The organism is Enterobacter sp. PL_is379 (assembly GCF_055817355.1).
Window position 1 is genome coordinate 23,343 of record NZ_JBVPGT010000020.1, and the last position, 16,378, is coordinate 39,720.

Here is a 16,378-nt window from a genome sequence, read left to right on the forward strand (position 1 = left end):
TGGCTGCGAAACGTTACGGTAGCCGACTTCCCAGGGTATGGGTAAGAATTCGATTGCAACCCCAGAGTCCGGATGCATCTGATGACTCTGGTGACAGCTTATAACAGAGGATAACAGCGCATGGTGCTTGGCAAACCGCAAACAGACCCGACTCTCGAATGGTTCTTGTCTCATTGCCACATTCATAAGTACCCATCGAAGAGCACGCTGATTCACCAGGGTGAAAAAGCGGAAACGTTGTATTACATCGTTAAAGGCTCGGTGGCAGTGCTGATCAAAGATGAAGAAGGGAAAGAGATGATCCTTTCTTATCTGAACCAGGGCGATTTCATCGGTGAACTGGGCCTGTTTGAAGAGGGCCAGGAACGTAGCGCCTGGGTTCGTGCAAAGACAGCATGTGAAGTGGCTGAAATTTCTTACAAGAAGTTCCGTCAGCTGATTCAGGTTAACCCTGACATCCTGATGCGTCTTTCTTCCCAGATGGCGCGCCGTCTGCAGGTCACCTCAGAGAAAGTGGGCAACCTCGCCTTCCTGGACGTTACCGGCCGTATCGCACAGACCCTGCTGAACCTCGCGAAACAGCCAGACGCCATGACCCACCCGGACGGCATGCAAATTAAAATTACCCGTCAGGAAATTGGTCAGATCGTCGGTTGCTCCCGTGAGACTGTGGGCCGTATCCTGAAAATGCTGGAAGATCAAAACCTGATCTCCGCCCACGGTAAAACCATCGTGGTCTACGGAACGCGTTAATTCCGCTTAAACGGCGTGCCATCGCAAGGTGTCACGCCGTTTTTGTCTCTATTCCCCATGTGGCGCAGGCTGATCTATCACCCGGAAGTTAACTACGCACTGCGACAAACGCTGGTGTTGTGTCTTCCTGTGGCCATAGGCCTGATCCTCGGGCATCTTCAGCAAGGCCTGCTGTTTTCCCTTGTACCCGCCTGCTGCAACATTGCTGGTCTGGACACGCCGCATAAGCGCTTTTTCAAACGCCTGATTATCGGCGGCTGCCTGTTTGCGGGCTGTAGCCTCGCCGTACAGCTTTTACTGGCTCGTGATATTCCGCTGCCGCTGATCCTGACCGTGCTGGCGATGACCCTCGGCGTCACGGCGGAAATCAGTTCGCTGCACGCCCGCCTGCTTCCCGCGTCGCTGATTGCGGCCATTTTCACGCTGAGCCTCGCCGGGAATATGCCGGTGTGGGAGCCGCTGCTGATCTACGCCCTGGGGACATTATGGTACGGCCTGTTTAACTGGTTCTGGTTCTGGCTGTGGCGGGAGCAGCCGCTGCGTGAATCCCTGAGCCTGCTCTATGTGCAGCTTGCGGATTACTGCGAAGCCAAATACACCCTGCTGACCCAGCATACCGATCCGGAAAAATCCTTACCGCCCCTGCTGACGCGCCAGCAGAAGGTGGTGGATCTGATAAGCCAGTGCTATCAGCAGCTTCATATGCTCGCCGCCAACAAGAACCACGAGTACAAACGGCTGCTGCGCACCTTCCAGGTCGGGCTGGATCTGCAGGAGCATATCTCCGTTAGCCTGCACCACCCGCAGGAGGTGCAAAAGCTGGTCGAGCGCAGCCACGCCGAAGCGGTGATCCGCTGGAACGCGCAGACGGTGTCCGCACGCCTGCGCGTGCTGGCCGATGATATTCTCTATCACCGCTACCCGACGCGCTTTAACATGGATAAGCAGCTGGGCGCGCTGGAGAAAATCGCTCGTCAGCATCCGGATAACCCCGTCGGCCAGTTTGCCGCCTGGCACTTCAGCCGTATCGCCCGCGTGTTGCGCACGCAGCGCCCGCTTTATCCCCGCGACCTGATGGCGGATAAGCAGAAACGGCTGCCGCTATTGCCCGCGCTCAAAAGCTATCTTTCTCTTAAATCGTCCGCCCTGCGCAACGCCGCACGAATTAGCGTGATGCTCAGTACCGCCAGCCTGATGGGCATGGCGCTGCATCTGCCGAAACCCTACTGGATCTTAATGACCGTGCTGTTTGTCACCCAGAACGGCTACGGCGCCACGCGGGTGCGTATTCTGCATCGGGCGGGCGGCACCATGGCCGGGCTGATCATCGCGGGCGTGACGCTGCACTTCCACGTGCCGGAAGGCTATACTCTGGCAGGCATGCTGGCGATCACGCTGGTGAGCTACCTGATTATCCGCAAAAACTACGGCTGGGCGATGGTGGGGTTTACGGTGACGGCGGTATACACCCTGCAGCTGCTCACGCTCAATGGCGAACAGTTTATTGTCGCCAGGCTGATTGATACCCTGATCGGCTGCCTGATTGCCTTTGGCGGCATGGTCTGGCTGTGGCCGCAGTGGCAAAGTGGACTGCTGCGCCAGAACGCCCACGACGCGCTGGAAGCCGACCAGCAGGCCATTCGCCTGATCCTGAGCGACGACCCGCAGCCCTCCCCGCTGGCGTATCAGCGCATGAAGGTCAACCAGGCGCACAACGCCCTGTTCAACTCGCTCAACCAGGCGATGCAGGAGCCGGGCTTTAACTCGCACTATCTGGCAGACATGAAGCTCTGGGTGACGCACAGCCAGTTTATCGTCGAGCACATTAACGCCATGACCACGCTTGCGCGCGAGCACACGATGCTCACGCCGGATCTGGCGCAGCGCTATTTGCAGTCGTGTGAAATTGCGTTGCAGCGGTGTCAGCAGCGTCTGGAGTATGACTCGCCGGGTGAGTCGGGAGATTCGAACATTCTGGAAGCGCCGGAAACGTTAACCCACGGGCCAATGAGCACCCTGGAACAGCATTTGCAGCGCGTACTGGGGCATCTGAACACCATGCACACCATTTCGTCGGTGGCATGGCGTCAGCGTCCGCATCACGGGATTTGGCTAACCCGCAGGTTGAAGCGGACGGCGTATTAACCTTTTACGATCTTCGCGACCGCGGCGGCAAAGCGGGTTAATCCTTCTTCGATGTCTTTGTCTTCCACCACCAGCGAAGGTGCGAAACGCATCACGTCCGGTCCGGCGTTCAGCACCATCACCCCTTCGCGAGCGGCGGCGTGCAGGAAGTCGCGCGCGCGGCCCTTATACTGCGGCTTCAGCTCGGCACCAATCAATAACCCCATCCCGCGGATCTCGCTGAACACATCGTACTGCTCGTCAATCTTTTGCAGGTGTTTTACGAACAGCTCGCGCTTCGCGCTGACGCCGTTCAACACCTCTGGCGTGTTGATGATGTCGAACGCGGCACCCGCCACGGCGCTCGCCAGCGGGTTACCGCCGTAGGTAGAGCCGTGAGAGCCAACGTGGAACGCGGAGGCGATCTCCTGCGTCGTCAGTACCGCACTCACCGGGAAACCGCCGCCGAGCGCTTTCGCGCTGGTCAGAATATCCGGCGTCACGCCGTAGTGCATATACGCGAACAGATCGCCGGTACGTCCCATTCCACACTGCACTTCATCAAAGACCAGCAGCGCCTGATGTTCGTCGCACAGTTCGCGCAGCCCTTTCAGGAATTCCGGGGTTGCCGCCGTCACGCCGCCTTCACCCTGGATCGGCTCAACGACTACCGCGCAGGTATGGTCGTCCATCACCGCTTTCACCGCGTGCAGATCGTTAAACGGCACGTGGACGATATCAGCCGGTTTCGGGCCAAACCCGTCGGAATACTTCGGCTGTCCGCCAACGGAAACGGTAAAGAAGGAGCGTCCGTGGAAGGCATTGTGGAAGGCGATGATTTTGGTTTTGTACGGGCTGTGGCGCGTTGTCGCGTAGTAGCGCGCCAGCTTAAAGGCGGTTTCGTTGGCTTCGGTGCCGGAGTTCATAAACAGCACGCGCTCGGCGAAGGTGGCATCGATGATCTTACGTCCCAGGCGCAGCGCCGGTTCGTTGGTGAACACGTTGCTGGTGTGCCACAGGGTTTCGCCCTGGGTTTTTAGCGCCTCAACCAGCGCGGGATGGCAATGACCCAGCGCCGTGACCGCAATACCGCCCGCGAAATCCACATACTCTTTACCCTGCTGATCCCAGACGCGGCTGCCCTTTCCCTTCACTGGGATAAACTCAGCCGGTGCATAAATCGGCAGGATCACTTCATCGAATGTCGCGCGGGTAATTGCTGGTTGTTCAGTTGCCATGTCATGACCATCCATTTTATGTCACAGTGATTGTGAAAATATAATCACAAAATATGCATAAAAAATCACAGCAAGGCAACAGTTATTCAGCGATGGAGGAAATTTGCCAGCAGCGCGTGCCCTTGTTCACTGAGGATGCTTTCCGGATGGAACTGCACGCCTTCGAGATCCCATTCGCGGTGGCGAATCCCCATGATCTCCTGCGTATCGCTCCAGGCGGTGACCTCAAAGCAGTCGGGCAACGTCGACGGGTCAATGACCAGGGAATGGTAGCGCGTCACGGTTAACGGATTATTGAGCCCCGTGAACACTCCGGTGCCCGTGTGGGTGACCGGCGAGGTTTTACCGTGCATCACTTTGGCGGCGCGCACGATGGTGGCGCCAAACGCCTGGGCAATCGCCTGATGGCCCAGACAGACGCCCAGGATCGGCAGCCTGCCGGCATAGTGCTGGATAACCTCCAGTGAAATACCCGACTCCGACGGGGTGCAGGGCCCCGGTGAAATAACGATTTTCTGAGGAGCCAGCGTCTCGATATCGGCGAGATCGATCTCGTCGTTGCGACGAACAACCACCTCTGCACCCAGTTCACAAAAATACTGGTAAAGGTTCCAGGTGAAGGAATCGTAGTTATCAATCAGCAGAATCATGGCGGCTCCCGAAAAAAATGCCGCCCTATTCTACTCAGATTCCCGCGCTTCGCTCACTACTTTGGCAAAGATAGCGTTTAGCGCGGTTAAATCACCCGTTGCGCCGCTGCGGTTAGCCGCCACCCACTGTTCGGGATCGATATCGCGCCAGTCCAGCGCGTAGCCCGCGTGGAGCGCCAGCTGCTCGAAGAAAACGCGCTGGGCAATACCGTTGCCGCGCATGAAGGGATGCAGCATGTTGATTTCGCAGTAATAGTGGCTAACCCGGTCAACAAACGCCGCTTTCTCAAGACCCACGAGATACTTTTCGCTTTCCAGCGCCGCCATCAGCTCATTACCCATTTTTTCGATGTATTCGAAATGGCAGAAGGGAATATCACCCTTGAATATATCATCGGTACGGAACTCGCCTGCCCGCTTCATCTCTCTGCGGTAGAGATGGCGGTGAATAAGGCACAGATGGGGTAACCCGGGCGCGGAAGGCCCAAGCTCAAGGGTCTCAATGTCGGGATCCGATGGACCATTACCTTTCTCAAGGAGACAACTGGCCTGAAAGTTGACGCTACGCTGCTGCTCCCAGAGACGGGATTTTTGCTTGTCGGTGAGTTTTTTCACTTAACGCCTCCCTGAATAGTCCGTTTGCCACAAGTATAAGCAGCAAAACGCGCTTTCGCAGGGAGGGCGACATAACGCGGGCATGAGAAGCCCGCGTTCAGAAGAATTACGGCAGAACTTTTGCGGAGAGGATCACGACAGGTTTTGACGGCACATTCTGATACGGACCGACGTCGTGAGTAGGCACCTGAGAAATCTTGTCGGCCACGTCCATCCCTTTCACGATTTTACCGAAGACCGCATAGCCGAAGTCACGCTGGCCGTGGTCGAGGAAGGCGTTATCCGCCACGTTGAGGAAGAACTGGCTGGTCGCGCTGTCTTTGTCTGCGGTACGCGCCATGGAGATGGTGCCGCGCTTGTTCAGCAGGCCGTTGTCCGCTTCGTTTTTAATAGGCGGGTTCGGCTGCTTCTGCTGCATCTGCTCGTTGAAGCCGCCGCCCTGCACCATAAAGCCAGGGATCACGCGGTGGAAGGTCGTGTTGTTATAGAAACCACTGTTCACGTAGTCGAGGAAGTTTTTCACAGAAACCGGAGCTTTCTGGCTATTCAGTTCCAGCTCAATGTTCCCGGCGGAGGTGGTCAGCAGAACGTGAGGGTCCCCTTTGGCTGCCAGCGCAGCAGGGGAAACGGCAGAAAGAGCAAACACAGCTGCGACAGCCGCCAGTGTTGATTTGAGCATGAGAATTCCTTAACAAAGCGCAGTATAAAAAGCGAATGGCTTGATTCTAAAGAGCAGTATGAACGGAGACCAGCCTTTTACCTAATTTTACGAAATTGAAACAGTTGTAACCACGCAAACGGTTGGCTTTAGGGTCTTTTTGTGTGATCAAGATCACACAAAAACATGCAATGAAGTTCTAATTTCTCTTAAAAGATATGAATAGATCACTTTAATGTCTAAAATCTGCCCGCTCTCAGCGCCCCCTGGGCGCTTTTCTTTTTCTGAACAGGCCAGACATGACTAACAGCAATCGCATCAAGCTCACATGGATCAGCTTCTTCTCCTACGCCCTGACCGGCGCGTTGGTGATCGTCACCGGGATGGTGATGGGAAATATCGCAGACTACTTCCAGCTGCCCGTTTCCAGCATGAGTAATACCTTCACCTTCCTCAACGCAGGGATCCTGATCTCTATTTTCCTGAATGCCTGGCTGATGGAAATCGTGCCGCTGAAAACCCAGCTGCGTTTTGGCTTTGTGCTGATGGTCGCCGCCGTGGCTGGCCTGATGCTAAGCCACAGCATCGCGCTGTTCTCAGCCGCGATGTTCGTGCTTGGTCTGGTCAGCGGGATCACCATGTCGATCGGTACGTTCCTGATTACCCATATGTATGAAGGCCGCCAGCGCGGCGCGCGCCTGCTGTTTACCGACTCCTTCTTCAGCATGGCCGGAATGATTTTCCCGATGGTCGCGGCCGTTCTGCTGGCGCGCAGCATCGAGTGGTACTGGGTCTATGCCTGCATTGGTCTGGTCTACGTGGCGATCTTTATTCTGACCTTCGGCTGCGAGTTCCCGGTGCTGGGCAAGAAAGCGCAAACCACCGCAGAACCCGTCGCGAAAGAGAAGTGGGGCATCGGCGTGCTATTCCTCTCCATCGCCGCCCTGTGCTATATCCTGGGCCAGCTGGGCTTTATCTCCTGGGTACCGGAATACGCCAAAGGTCTGGGCATGAGCCTGAACGATGCGGGTAAACTGGTGAGCGATTTCTGGATGTCTTACATGTTCGGCATGTGGGCGTTTAGCTTCATCCTGCGCTTCTTCGACCTGCAGCGCATTCTGACCGTACTGGCAGGTCTGGCGACCGTGCTGATGTACCTGTTTATCAACGGCTCCCCGGAACATATGCCGTGGTTCATTCTGACCCTGGGCTTCTTCTCCAGCGCGATCTACACCTCGATCATCACCCTGGGCTCCCTGCAGACCAAAGTGGCCTCGCCGAAGCTGGTTAACTTCGTTCTGACCTGTGGCACCATCGGCACCATGCTGACCTTCGTGGTGACGGGCCCGATCGTTGCCCACAGCGGCCCGCTGGCCGCGCTGCATACCGCGAACGGTCTGTACGCCGTGGTGTTCATCATGTGCTTCATCCTGGGCTTTGTGACCCGCCACCGCCAGCACAACGCGGCAGCGGCATCGCACTAAACCCTGCGCCCCTTTGCATTAGGCAGAGGGGCTGTTTCTGGCGAAACTTACCTCTTCTCCTCCGGTATCCATCTGGATCCAGGTCTGCGCCAGCTGCGTGGTGGTAATGATCCGTCCCTGACGAATCGACCAGCGCACCGGCACCTGGCAGCGCACCGCTTCAAACCCGCTCTCCGCAGGCAGAATAATCAGGTTTGCCGGGTTTCCCGTTTCAATGCCGTAATCGCTCAGGCCAAAGGTCCGGGCGCTGTTGTGGGTGATGAGATTCAGGCCGCTGTCGATTTGCGGATAGCCCATCATCTGACAGACGTGCAGCCCCATATGCAGCACCTGCAGCATGTTGCCGGTACCGAGCGGGTACCACGGGTCGAAGACGTCGTCGTGACCGAAGCAGACGTTAATGCCCGCCTCCTGCAGCTCTTTCACCCGGGTGATGCCGCGACGCTTCGGATAGTCATCAAAGCGCCCCTGCAGGTGGATGTTGACCAGCGGGTTCGCGACGAAGTTAATCCCCGACATTTTCAGCAGGCGGAAGAGCCGCGAGGTGTAAGCGCCGTTATAGGAGTGCATGGCGGTGGTGTGGCTGGCCGTCACGCGCGGGCCGATGCCGGCCTCATACGCCAGCGTGGCCACCGTCTCGACAAACCGCGACTGTTCGTCGTCAATTTCATCACAGTGGATATCCAGCGGTCGGTCATACTTCTTCGCCAGCTCAAACGCGATATGCAGCGACTGGACGCCATATTCCCGGGTAAATTCGAAGTGCGGGATCGCCCCCACCACGTCGGCCCCCAGTTTTAACGCCTCTTCCAGCAGCGCCGCGCCGTTCGGGTAAGAGAGAATACCTTCCTGCGGAAACGCGACGATTTGCAGCGTTACCCACGGCGCCACCTCCTGTTTCACCTCCAGCATCGCCTTTAGGGCGGTGAGCGTCGGGTCAGAGACATCCACATGGGTACGAACAAACTGGATGCCGTTAGCGATTTGCCACTTCAGCGTTTTCCAGGCGCGGGCTTTCACATCCTCATGGCTGAGCAGCGCCTTGCGCTCCGCCCAGCGTTCAATGCCTTCGAACAGCGTGCCGGACTGGTTCCAGTTCGGCTCCCCCGCCGTCTGGGTGGTATCAAGATGAATATGCGGCTCGATGAACGGCGGGAGAGCAAGCCCACCGCGCGCGTTCAGTACCTCATAACTTTCGGCGTGGGTATCGTCCATGGGGGTGATGTCACCAAATCGCCCGTTCTCGATGGCAAGTTGCCACAGCCCATCCCGACCCGGTAAACGTACATTCTGAACAAGCCATAACGGTGATGTAGACATACCTTTTCCCTCATAAACGCAGCTGATATTCAGGCGTATCGATTTTTGCAAAACCGCCCCTGAGTTGTACACAAATTCAACGAACACGAAAAGCCTGCGATTTCCGCAACTTATAAAAATCCTGACAAATCAGTCATATACCACCTAAGGAGTAGGCGAAGACGTATTTGATTTGCATCAATAAGCGCCCCTGCTGAATCGTTAAGGTAGGCAATAATAGAAAAGAAATCGAGGCAATAATGAGCAAAGTCAGACTCGCTATCATCGGTAACGGTATGGTCGGCCACCGCTTTATTGAGGATCTTCTCGATAAGGCCGATGCTGAGCAGTTCGATATTACCGTGTTCTGTGAAGAACCCCGCAAGGCGTACGATCGTGTGCACTTGTCTTCCTACTTCTCCCATCATACCGCCGAAGAGCTCTCTCTGGTGCGCGAAGGTTTCTACGAGAAGCATGGCGTAAAAGTGCTGGTGGGCGAACGCGCTATCACCATCAACCGTCAGGAAAAAGTGATCCACTCCAGTGCTGGCCGTACGGTTTTTTACGACAAGCTGATCATGGCGACAGGCTCGTACCCGTGGATCCCGCCAATTAAAGGCTCGGAAACGCAGGATTGCTTCGTCTACCGTACCATTGAAGATCTCAACGCTATCGAATCCTGTGCGCGTCGAAGCAAACGCGGCGCGGTTGTCGGCGGCGGCCTGCTGGGTCTGGAAGCGGCAGGCGCGCTGAAAAACCTCGGCGTGGAAACCCACGTCATCGAATTTGCCCCGATGCTGATGGCCGAACAGCTCGACCACATGGGTGGTGACCAGCTGCGTCGTAAAATCGAAAGCATGGGCGTGAAGGTTCACACCAGCAAGAACACCAAAGAGATCGTTCAGGAAGGGACTGAAGCGCGCAAAACCATGCGCTTTGCCGACGGCAGCGAGCTGGAGGTGGACTTCATCGTCTTCTCCACCGGTATTCGTCCGCGCGACAAGCTGGCGACCCAGTGCGGTCTGGCCGTCGCGCAGCGCGGCGGGATCATGATTAACGACACCTGCCAGACCTCCGATCCGGATATCTACGCCATCGGCGAATGCGCCAGCTGGAACAACCGCGTATACGGCCTGGTGGCGCCGGGCTACAAAATGGCGCAGGTCGCCGTGGATCATATCCTCGGCAGCGAAAACGCCTTCACCGGCGCAGACATGAGCGCCAAGCTGAAGCTGCTGGGCGTGGATGTAGGCGGTATTGGCGATGCGCACGGCCGCACCCCGAATTCCCGCAGCTACGTCTATCTGGACGAAAGCAAAGAGGTCTACAAACGACTCATCGTCAGCCAGGACAACAAAACCCTGCTCGGCGCGGTGCTGGTGGGCGACACCAGCGACTTCGGTAACCTGCTCCAGCTGGTGCTCAACGCCATCGAGCTGCCGGAAAACCCGGACGCGCTGATCCTCCCGGCGCACGCCTCCAGCGGCAAGCCGTCCATCGGCGTGGATAAACTGCCGGACAGCGCGCAGATTTGCTCCTGCTTCGACGTGACCAAAGGCATGCTGATCTCCGCGATCAACAAAGGGTGCCACACCGTTGCGGCGCTGAAAGCGGAAACCAAAGCCGGTACCGGCTGCGGCGGCTGTATTCCGCTGGTCACTCAGGTGCTGAACGCCGAACTGGCGAAACAGGGCATCGAAGTGAACAACAACCTGTGCGAGCACTTCGCGTATTCTCGCCAGGAGCTGTACCACCTGATCCGCGTGGAAGGCATTAAGTCCTTCGACGAACTGCTGGCGAAGCACGGCCACGGCTACGGCTGTGAAGTGTGTAAACCGACCGTCGGCTCCCTGCTGGCCTCCTGCTGGAACGAGTACGTGCTCAAGCCCGAGCATACGCCGCTGCAGGACACCAACGACAACTTCCTGGCCAACATCCAGAAAGACGGCACCTACTCCGTGATTCCACGCTCGGCCGGTGGTGAAATTACGCCGGAAGGGCTGGTTGCGGTGGGCCGTATCGCACGTGAATTTAACCTTTACACCAAAATTACCGGCTCCCAGCGTATCGGCCTGTTCGGCGCGCAGAAGGACGATCTGCCGGAAATCTGGCGTCAGCTGATTGAAGCGGGCTTCGAAACCGGCCACGCGTACGCCAAAGCGCTGCGCATGGCGAAAACCTGCGTGGGCAGCACCTGGTGTCGCTACGGCGTCGGCGACAGCGTGGGCTTCGGCGTGGAGCTGGAAAACCGCTACAAAGGCATCCGTACCCCGCACAAAATGAAGTTTGGTGTCTCCGGCTGCACCCGCGAATGTGCGGAAGCGCAGGGTAAAGACGTGGGTATTATTGCCACCGAGAAAGGCTGGAACCTGTATGTGTGCGGCAACGGCGGGATGAAACCGCGCCATGCGGACCTGCTGGCGGCGGATCTCGATCGCGACACGCTGATTCAGTATCTCGACCGCTTCATGATGTTCTACATCCGTACCGCCGATAAGCTGACCCGTACCGCCTCCTGGCTCGATAACCTCGAGGGCGGCATCGACTACCTGAAATCGGTCATCATCGACGACAAGCTGGGCCTGAACGAGCATCTGGAAGCGGAAATGGCGCGCCTGCGCGAGGCGGTGATCTGCGAGTGGACGGAAACCGTCAACACCCCGGCGGCGCAGACGCGCTTCAAACACTTTATCAACAGCACCCAGCGCGACCCGAACGTACAGGTTGTGCCGGAGCGCGAACAGCATCGTCCGGCGACGCCGTATGAACGTATTCCGGTCACGCTGGTGGAGGAAAACGCATGAGCCAGTGGGTAAACATCTGCAATATTAACGACATTCTCCCCGCAACCGGCGTCTGTGCGCTGCTGGGCAACGAGCAGGTGGCGATTTTCCGCCCTCGTCACGATGAACAGGTTTTTGCCATCAGCAATATCGACCCGTTCTTCGAGGCCAGCGTGCTCTCCCGCGGACTGATTGCCGAGCACCAGGGTGAACTGTGGGTCGCCAGCCCGTTGAAAAAGCAGCGTTTCCGCTTAACCGACGGACTCTGCATGGAAGATGAAAGCTTCTCGGTCAAACACTACGACGTCCGCGTGAAGGACGGCGAGGTGCAGCTGAAAGCGTAACCCCTCGCCTTTTCAATAGGAAAGGCTTATGACCCCTTATGGGTAACGGCAGGAAAAACCGTATGTTCTGTACGATTCCTGCTGTTATCCTGACGTCAATTCTTCCCCCGCCATGAATGCTGTGAGGTAACGTCGTGGATCACCTGCCGATTTTTTGTCAATTACGCAACCGCGACTGCCTGCTCGTGGGCGGCGGCGACGTGGCCGAGCGCAAAGCGCGCCTGCTGTTAGAGGCTGGCGCCCGCCTGACCGTGAATGCCCTGTCCTTCGCCCCCCAGTTTGAGGTTTGGGCGCAGGAAGGGATGCTCACGCTGGAACAGGGTGCGTTTAATGAATCCCTGCTGGATACCTGCTGGCTGACCATTGCCGCGACGGATGACGATGAAGTGAACCAGCGCGTGAGCGATGCCTGCGAAGCGCGCCGTATCTTCTGCAACGTGGTGGATGCGCCGAAAGAGGCCAGCTTTATCATGCCGTCGATTATCGACCGCTCGCCGCTGATGATTGCGGTATCGTCCGGGGGACGTTCACCGGTTCTCGCGCGTCTGCTGCGGGAAAAACTGGAAGCCCTGTTGCCCCAGCATCTTGGTCAGATTGCGCATTATGCCGGGCAACTCCGCTCCCGCGTGAAGCAAACCTTCTCGACAGTGGGCGAGCGCCGCCGCTTCTGGGAAAAATTCTTTGTGAACGACAGGCTGGCGCAGTCGCTGGCGAATCAGGATACCAAAGCCGTTGAAGAGACGACCGAACAGCTGCTGAGTGAACCGCTGGACCATCGCGGTGAAGTGGTGCTGGTGGGCGCAGGTCCCGGCGATGCGGGTCTGCTGACGCTGAAAGGACTACAGCAGATCCAGCAGGCGGATATCGTGGTGTACGACCGTCTGGTTTCTGATGACATCATGAACCTGGTACGCCGCGATGCCGACCGCGTCTTCGTGGGCAAACGGGCGGGCTACCACTGCGTGCCGCAGGAGGAGATTAACCAGATCCTGCTGCGCGAGGCGCAGAAAGGTAAGCGCGTAGTGCGCCTTAAGGGCGGCGATCCGTTTATCTTTGGTCGCGGCGGCGAGGAGCTGGAAACCCTGTGCGACGCGGGCATTCCGTTCTCCGTCGTGCCGGGCATTACGGCAGCATCCGGCTGCTCAGCGTACTCTGGCATTCCGCTGACCCACCGGGATTACGCCCAGAGCGTGCGTCTGGTGACGGGCCACCTGAAGACCGGCAGCGGGCTGGACTGGCATAACCTGGCCGCCGAAAAGCAGACGCTGGTGTTCTACATGGGGCTCAATCAGGCCGCCACGATTCAGGCGAAGCTGCTGGAGCACGGTATGAATGCGGATATGCCCGTCGCGCTAGTCGAAAACGGCACCGCCATTACGCAGCGCGTGGTGGATGGTGTACTGACGCAGCTCGGTGAGCTGGCGCAGCAGGTTGAAAGCCCGGCGCTGATTGTGGTGGGCCGTGTGGTTGAACTGCGCGACAGGCTGAACTGGTTCTCGAATCACTAACGCATACTCTTCCTTCCCGGAGTAGTCCTTAAGCGGACTACTCCCCTCTTACCGCTGTCGATAACATACCGCCCCGAAGTGGAACTTTTCCCTTTATTCCATTGAGTTACATCCAATTTTCGTTTTTAAGACAAGGAATGCGTATGTTCAAACTGGCAAAAGCCGCCATTCTGGTTGGCCTGTTATCGACGCTGACTGCCTGCACCGGTCACGTACAGAACACCAAAAATAACTGCAGCTACGATTATCTGCTGCACCCGGCGATCTCCATTTCGAAGATCATCGGTGGTTGCGGCCCGGCGGCGCAGCAGTAAACGTTTTACAGGCGTAAAAAAACCGGGATGTCCCGGTTTTTTTGTTTAGGGAAGTGCGGCCTGATGCCCTCACCCTGACCCTCTCCCACAGGGAGAGGGAACAAACCCTAAAAACGGTAACGTGGTTACCGTTTTGCTTTTACTTAAGGTTTACCCACAAACCCAATCGCGTTGTATACCGCTTTCAGGGTTTCGGACGCGCGCGCGCTGGCTTTTTCCGCGCCCTCTTTCATCACCTTCTGCAGGAAGGCTTCGTCATTGCGATAGCGGTTATAGCGCTCCTGCAGCTCAGTCAGCATCCCGGAAACGGCGTCTGCCACTTCACCTTTCAGGTGGCCGTACATCTTGCCTTCGAAGTGCTGTTCCAGCTCAGGAATGCTCTGGCCGGTCACGCCGGAGAGGATATCCAGCAGGTTGGAGACGCCCGCTTTGTTCTGCACGTCGTAGCGCACAACAGGCGGCTCGTCGGAGTCGGTGACCGCGCGCTTGAGCTTTTTGACGACGGATTTCGGATCTTCCAGCAGGCCGATAACGTTGTTGCGGTTATCGTCAGACTTGGACATCTTTTTGGTCGGCTCCAGCAGCGACATCACGCGCGCACCGGATTTTGGAATAAACGGCTCTGGCACTTTGAACACATCACCGTAGATCGCGTTAAAGCGCTGGGCGATATCGCGGCTCAGCTCAAGATGCTGCTTCTGGTCTTCACCCACCGGCACCTGGTTGGTTTGATACAGCAGGATGTCTGCCGCCATCAGCACCGGATAGTCAAACAGACCGGCGTTGATGTTTTCAGAGTAGCGCGCGGATTTATCCTTGAACTGGGTCATGCGGCTCAGCTCGCCGAAATAGGTGTAGCAGTTCAGCGCCCAGCCCAGCTGCGCGTGCTCCGGCACGTGAGACTGAACGAAGATGGTGCTTTTCTCAGGATCGATGCCGCAGGCAAGGTACAGCGCCAGCGTATCGAGAGTGGCTTTGCGCAGCTTCTCAGGATCCTGACGCGCGGTAATCGCATGGAGATCGACGATGCAGTAGATGCAATGGTAGTCATCCTGCATGCTGACCCACTGACGTAACGCACCCATGTAGTTACCAATGGTCAATTCACCTGAAGGCTGTGCGCCACTAAAAACGATGGGCTTAGTCATTATTCAATTCCTGATGTTCACTGTGCGAAAGCCCGAGTGCGGGCAACAAATCTTTGAAGTGGTCAAAGACCACATCCGGCTCACTTAGCGTGATGGCCTCACCGTAGTTGTAGCCATAGGTTAATCCGACGGAAGGACACCCTGCCGCTCGGGCAGCCAGAATATCATTGCGCGAATCCCCGACAAAGAGCAGCTCCGCAGGCGTTAAGGATAATTTTCCTGCCACCAGCAAAAGCGGTTCCGGATGCGGCTTTTTGTTCTGCACGTCATCGCCGCCCACAATCACGGAGAAATACTTCGCGATATCGAGCGCTTCCAGCAGAGGTGCAACGAACGGGGTTGGCTTGTTGGTCACCAGCCCCAGCGGGATGCCCTTCGCGTGCAGCGCGCTCAGCGTTTCCTGAACGTCCGGGAACAGGAAACTGCCCTCCTCGACGGTCTCTTCGTAGAAACGATCGAACAGTTTGCGCAGAATACGCAGCTGCTCATCCTTAGGAATGTCAGCGTGATCGACGCTCGGTTTACCCTGGGCGGAACGCTGCGACGCACGCTCCTGGCGAGCCCACGTCAGCGCACGCTCCATCAGAACATCGGCGCCGTTGCCAATCCACGTTACCACGCGTTCTTCACCTGCAACGGGCAGCTCAAGTGCGTACAGCGCCTGATCTACGGCGCTCGTTAAGCCCGGCGCGCTGTCGACCAGCGTACCGTCGAGGTCGAATGCCACACCCCGAATAGCCTGTAATTTATCCATGACTTACCTTCGCCAGCTCGCGGCGCATTTCATCAATGACTTTTTTGTAATCCGGTTGGTCGAAAATGGCTGAACCGGCAACAAACATATCCGCGCCCGCTGCCGCAATTTCACCAATGTTATTCACTTTCACACCGCCGTCCACTTCCAGACGAATATCGTAGCCTGACTCGTCAATACGACGGCGAACTTCACGCAGCTTATCCAGCGTGTGGGGGATAAACGACTGGCCGCCAAAGCCCGGGTTAACGGACATCAGCAGGATCACGTCCAGCTTGTCCATGACATAGTCGAGATAGCTCAGCGGCGTGGCCGGGTTAAACACCAGACCCGCTTTACAGCCGTTCTCTTTGATCAGCTGCAGCGTGCGGTCGACGTGTTCAGAGGCTTCCGGATGGAAAGTGATGATGCTGGCACCCGCCGCGGCGAAGTCAGGCACGATGCGGTCAACAGGCTTCACCATCAGGTGAACGTCGATCGGCGCGGTAATGCCATAGTTACGCAATGCCTTGAGCACCATTGGACCAATGGTCAGATTCGGAACGTAGTGGTTATCCATCACGTCGAAATGGACGACATCTGCGCCAGCCGCGAGAGCTTTGGCGGTATCTTCACCCAGACGGGCAAAATCGGCCGACAGAATTGAGGGAGCAATCAAAAACTGTTTCATCCGCTTCTCCTTGAAATGTGTTTACCGGCGGGCAAA

The 16,378-nt window shown here is 57.1% G+C and carries 15 protein-coding genes; 7 read left to right on the forward strand and 8 right to left on the reverse strand.

The features are described from left to right. Positions 1-120: 120 nt before the first annotated feature. Positions 121-753: a cAMP-activated global transcriptional regulator CRP gene (gene crp, locus AC0TOY_RS02780; RefSeq protein WP_000242758.1), complete on the forward strand. Its 633-nt coding sequence runs from the start codon at positions 121-123 to the stop codon at positions 751-753. A 57-nt stretch (positions 754-810) separates the two neighbouring features. Continuing rightward, a complete protein-coding gene (locus tag AC0TOY_RS02785; protein ID WP_032648358.1) occupies positions 811-2,898 on the forward strand; it encodes a YccS/YhfK family putative transporter in 2,088 nt (695 codons plus the stop codon). On the opposite strand, the gene argD is transcribed toward AC0TOY_RS02785, so the two are convergent. The 4 genes from argD to ppiA form a co-directional block, all read right to left on the reverse strand. Continuing rightward, the gene (argD, locus tag AC0TOY_RS02790) at positions 2,895-4,115 is read right to left on the reverse strand and encodes a bifunctional acetylornithine/succinyldiaminopimelate transaminase (RefSeq protein ID WP_193745676.1); all 1,221 of its coding nucleotides are present in this window, start codon (positions 4,113-4,115) and stop codon (positions 2,895-2,897) included. The genes AC0TOY_RS02785 and argD overlap by 4 nt on opposite strands. 86 nt (positions 4,116-4,201) lie before the next feature. Next, positions 4,202-4,765, reverse strand: coding sequence for an aminodeoxychorismate synthase component 2 (pabA, locus tag AC0TOY_RS02795; protein WP_048989691.1), 564 nt, complete (start codon positions 4,763-4,765; stop codon positions 4,202-4,204). Between the two features lie 30 nt (positions 4,766-4,795). Then, positions 4,796-5,380 carry a putative adenosine monophosphate-protein transferase Fic gene (locus AC0TOY_RS02800; protein ID WP_048989692.1) on the reverse strand — a complete coding sequence of 195 codons (585 nt, stop codon included), beginning with the start codon at positions 5,378-5,380 and terminating at the stop codon, positions 4,796-4,798. 106 nt (positions 5,381-5,486) lie between these two features. Further along, positions 5,487-6,059: a peptidylprolyl isomerase A gene (gene ppiA / locus AC0TOY_RS02805; protein WP_023309471.1), complete on the reverse strand. Its 573-nt coding sequence runs from the start codon at positions 6,057-6,059 to the stop codon at positions 5,487-5,489. Between the two features lie 278 nt (positions 6,060-6,337). Between ppiA and tsgA the strand changes: the two genes are divergently transcribed. Beyond that, complete coding sequence (gene tsgA, locus AC0TOY_RS02810; protein ID WP_021242206.1) at positions 6,338-7,522, forward strand: MFS transporter TsgA; 1,185 nt, start codon at positions 6,338-6,340, stop codon at positions 7,520-7,522. A gap of 18 nt (positions 7,523-7,540) precedes the next feature. On the opposite strand, the gene AC0TOY_RS02815 is transcribed toward tsgA, so the two are convergent. Further along, on the reverse strand, positions 7,541-8,842 hold the full coding sequence (locus tag AC0TOY_RS02815; protein ID WP_473721466.1) for a cytosine deaminase: 1,302 nt from the start codon (positions 8,840-8,842) through the stop codon (positions 7,541-7,543). A 239-nt stretch (positions 8,843-9,081) separates the two neighbouring features. Between AC0TOY_RS02815 and nirB the strand changes: the two genes are divergently transcribed. The 4 genes from nirB to AC0TOY_RS02835 all read left to right on the forward strand — a co-directional run bounded on the left by nirB (position 9,082) and on the right by AC0TOY_RS02835 (position 13,770). Then, entirely contained in the window at positions 9,082-11,625 is a 2,544-nt protein-coding gene (gene nirB / locus AC0TOY_RS02820) for a nitrite reductase large subunit NirB (protein WP_024907927.1), read from the forward strand. Next, positions 11,622-11,948: a nitrite reductase small subunit NirD gene (gene nirD / locus AC0TOY_RS02825; protein WP_008503027.1), complete on the forward strand. Its 327-nt coding sequence runs from the start codon at positions 11,622-11,624 to the stop codon at positions 11,946-11,948. The genes nirB and nirD overlap by 4 nt, the downstream gene beginning before the upstream one ends. A gap of 134 nt (positions 11,949-12,082) precedes the next feature. Beyond that, positions 12,083-13,456 (forward strand): siroheme synthase CysG, encoded by a 1,374-nt coding sequence (gene cysG / locus AC0TOY_RS02830; RefSeq protein WP_473721467.1) that lies wholly within the window; start codon positions 12,083-12,085, stop codon positions 13,454-13,456. Between the two features lie 143 nt (positions 13,457-13,599). Then, positions 13,600-13,770 carry a YhfL family protein gene (locus AC0TOY_RS02835; protein ID WP_090420636.1) on the forward strand — a complete coding sequence of 57 codons (171 nt, stop codon included), beginning with the start codon at positions 13,600-13,602 and terminating at the stop codon, positions 13,768-13,770. 143 nt (positions 13,771-13,913) lie between these two features. Here the strand turns inward: AC0TOY_RS02835 and trpS are convergent, their stop codons facing one another. Genes trpS through rpe form a run of 3 tightly spaced genes read right to left on the reverse strand, consistent with a single transcriptional unit; the run spans position 13,914 to position 16,342 of the window. Further along, complete coding sequence (gene trpS, locus AC0TOY_RS02840; protein ID WP_148769869.1) at positions 13,914-14,918, reverse strand: tryptophan--tRNA ligase; 1,005 nt, start codon at positions 14,916-14,918, stop codon at positions 13,914-13,916. Then, entirely contained in the window at positions 14,911-15,672 is a 762-nt protein-coding gene (gph, locus tag AC0TOY_RS02845; protein ID WP_024907924.1) for a phosphoglycolate phosphatase, read from the reverse strand. Before gph ends, trpS begins: the two co-directional genes overlap by 8 nt. Further along, positions 15,665-16,342: a ribulose-phosphate 3-epimerase gene (gene rpe, locus AC0TOY_RS02850; protein ID WP_024907923.1), complete on the reverse strand. Its 678-nt coding sequence runs from the start codon at positions 16,340-16,342 to the stop codon at positions 15,665-15,667. The genes gph and rpe overlap by 8 nt, the downstream gene beginning before the upstream one ends. Between the last annotated feature and the right edge of the window lie 36 nt (positions 16,343-16,378).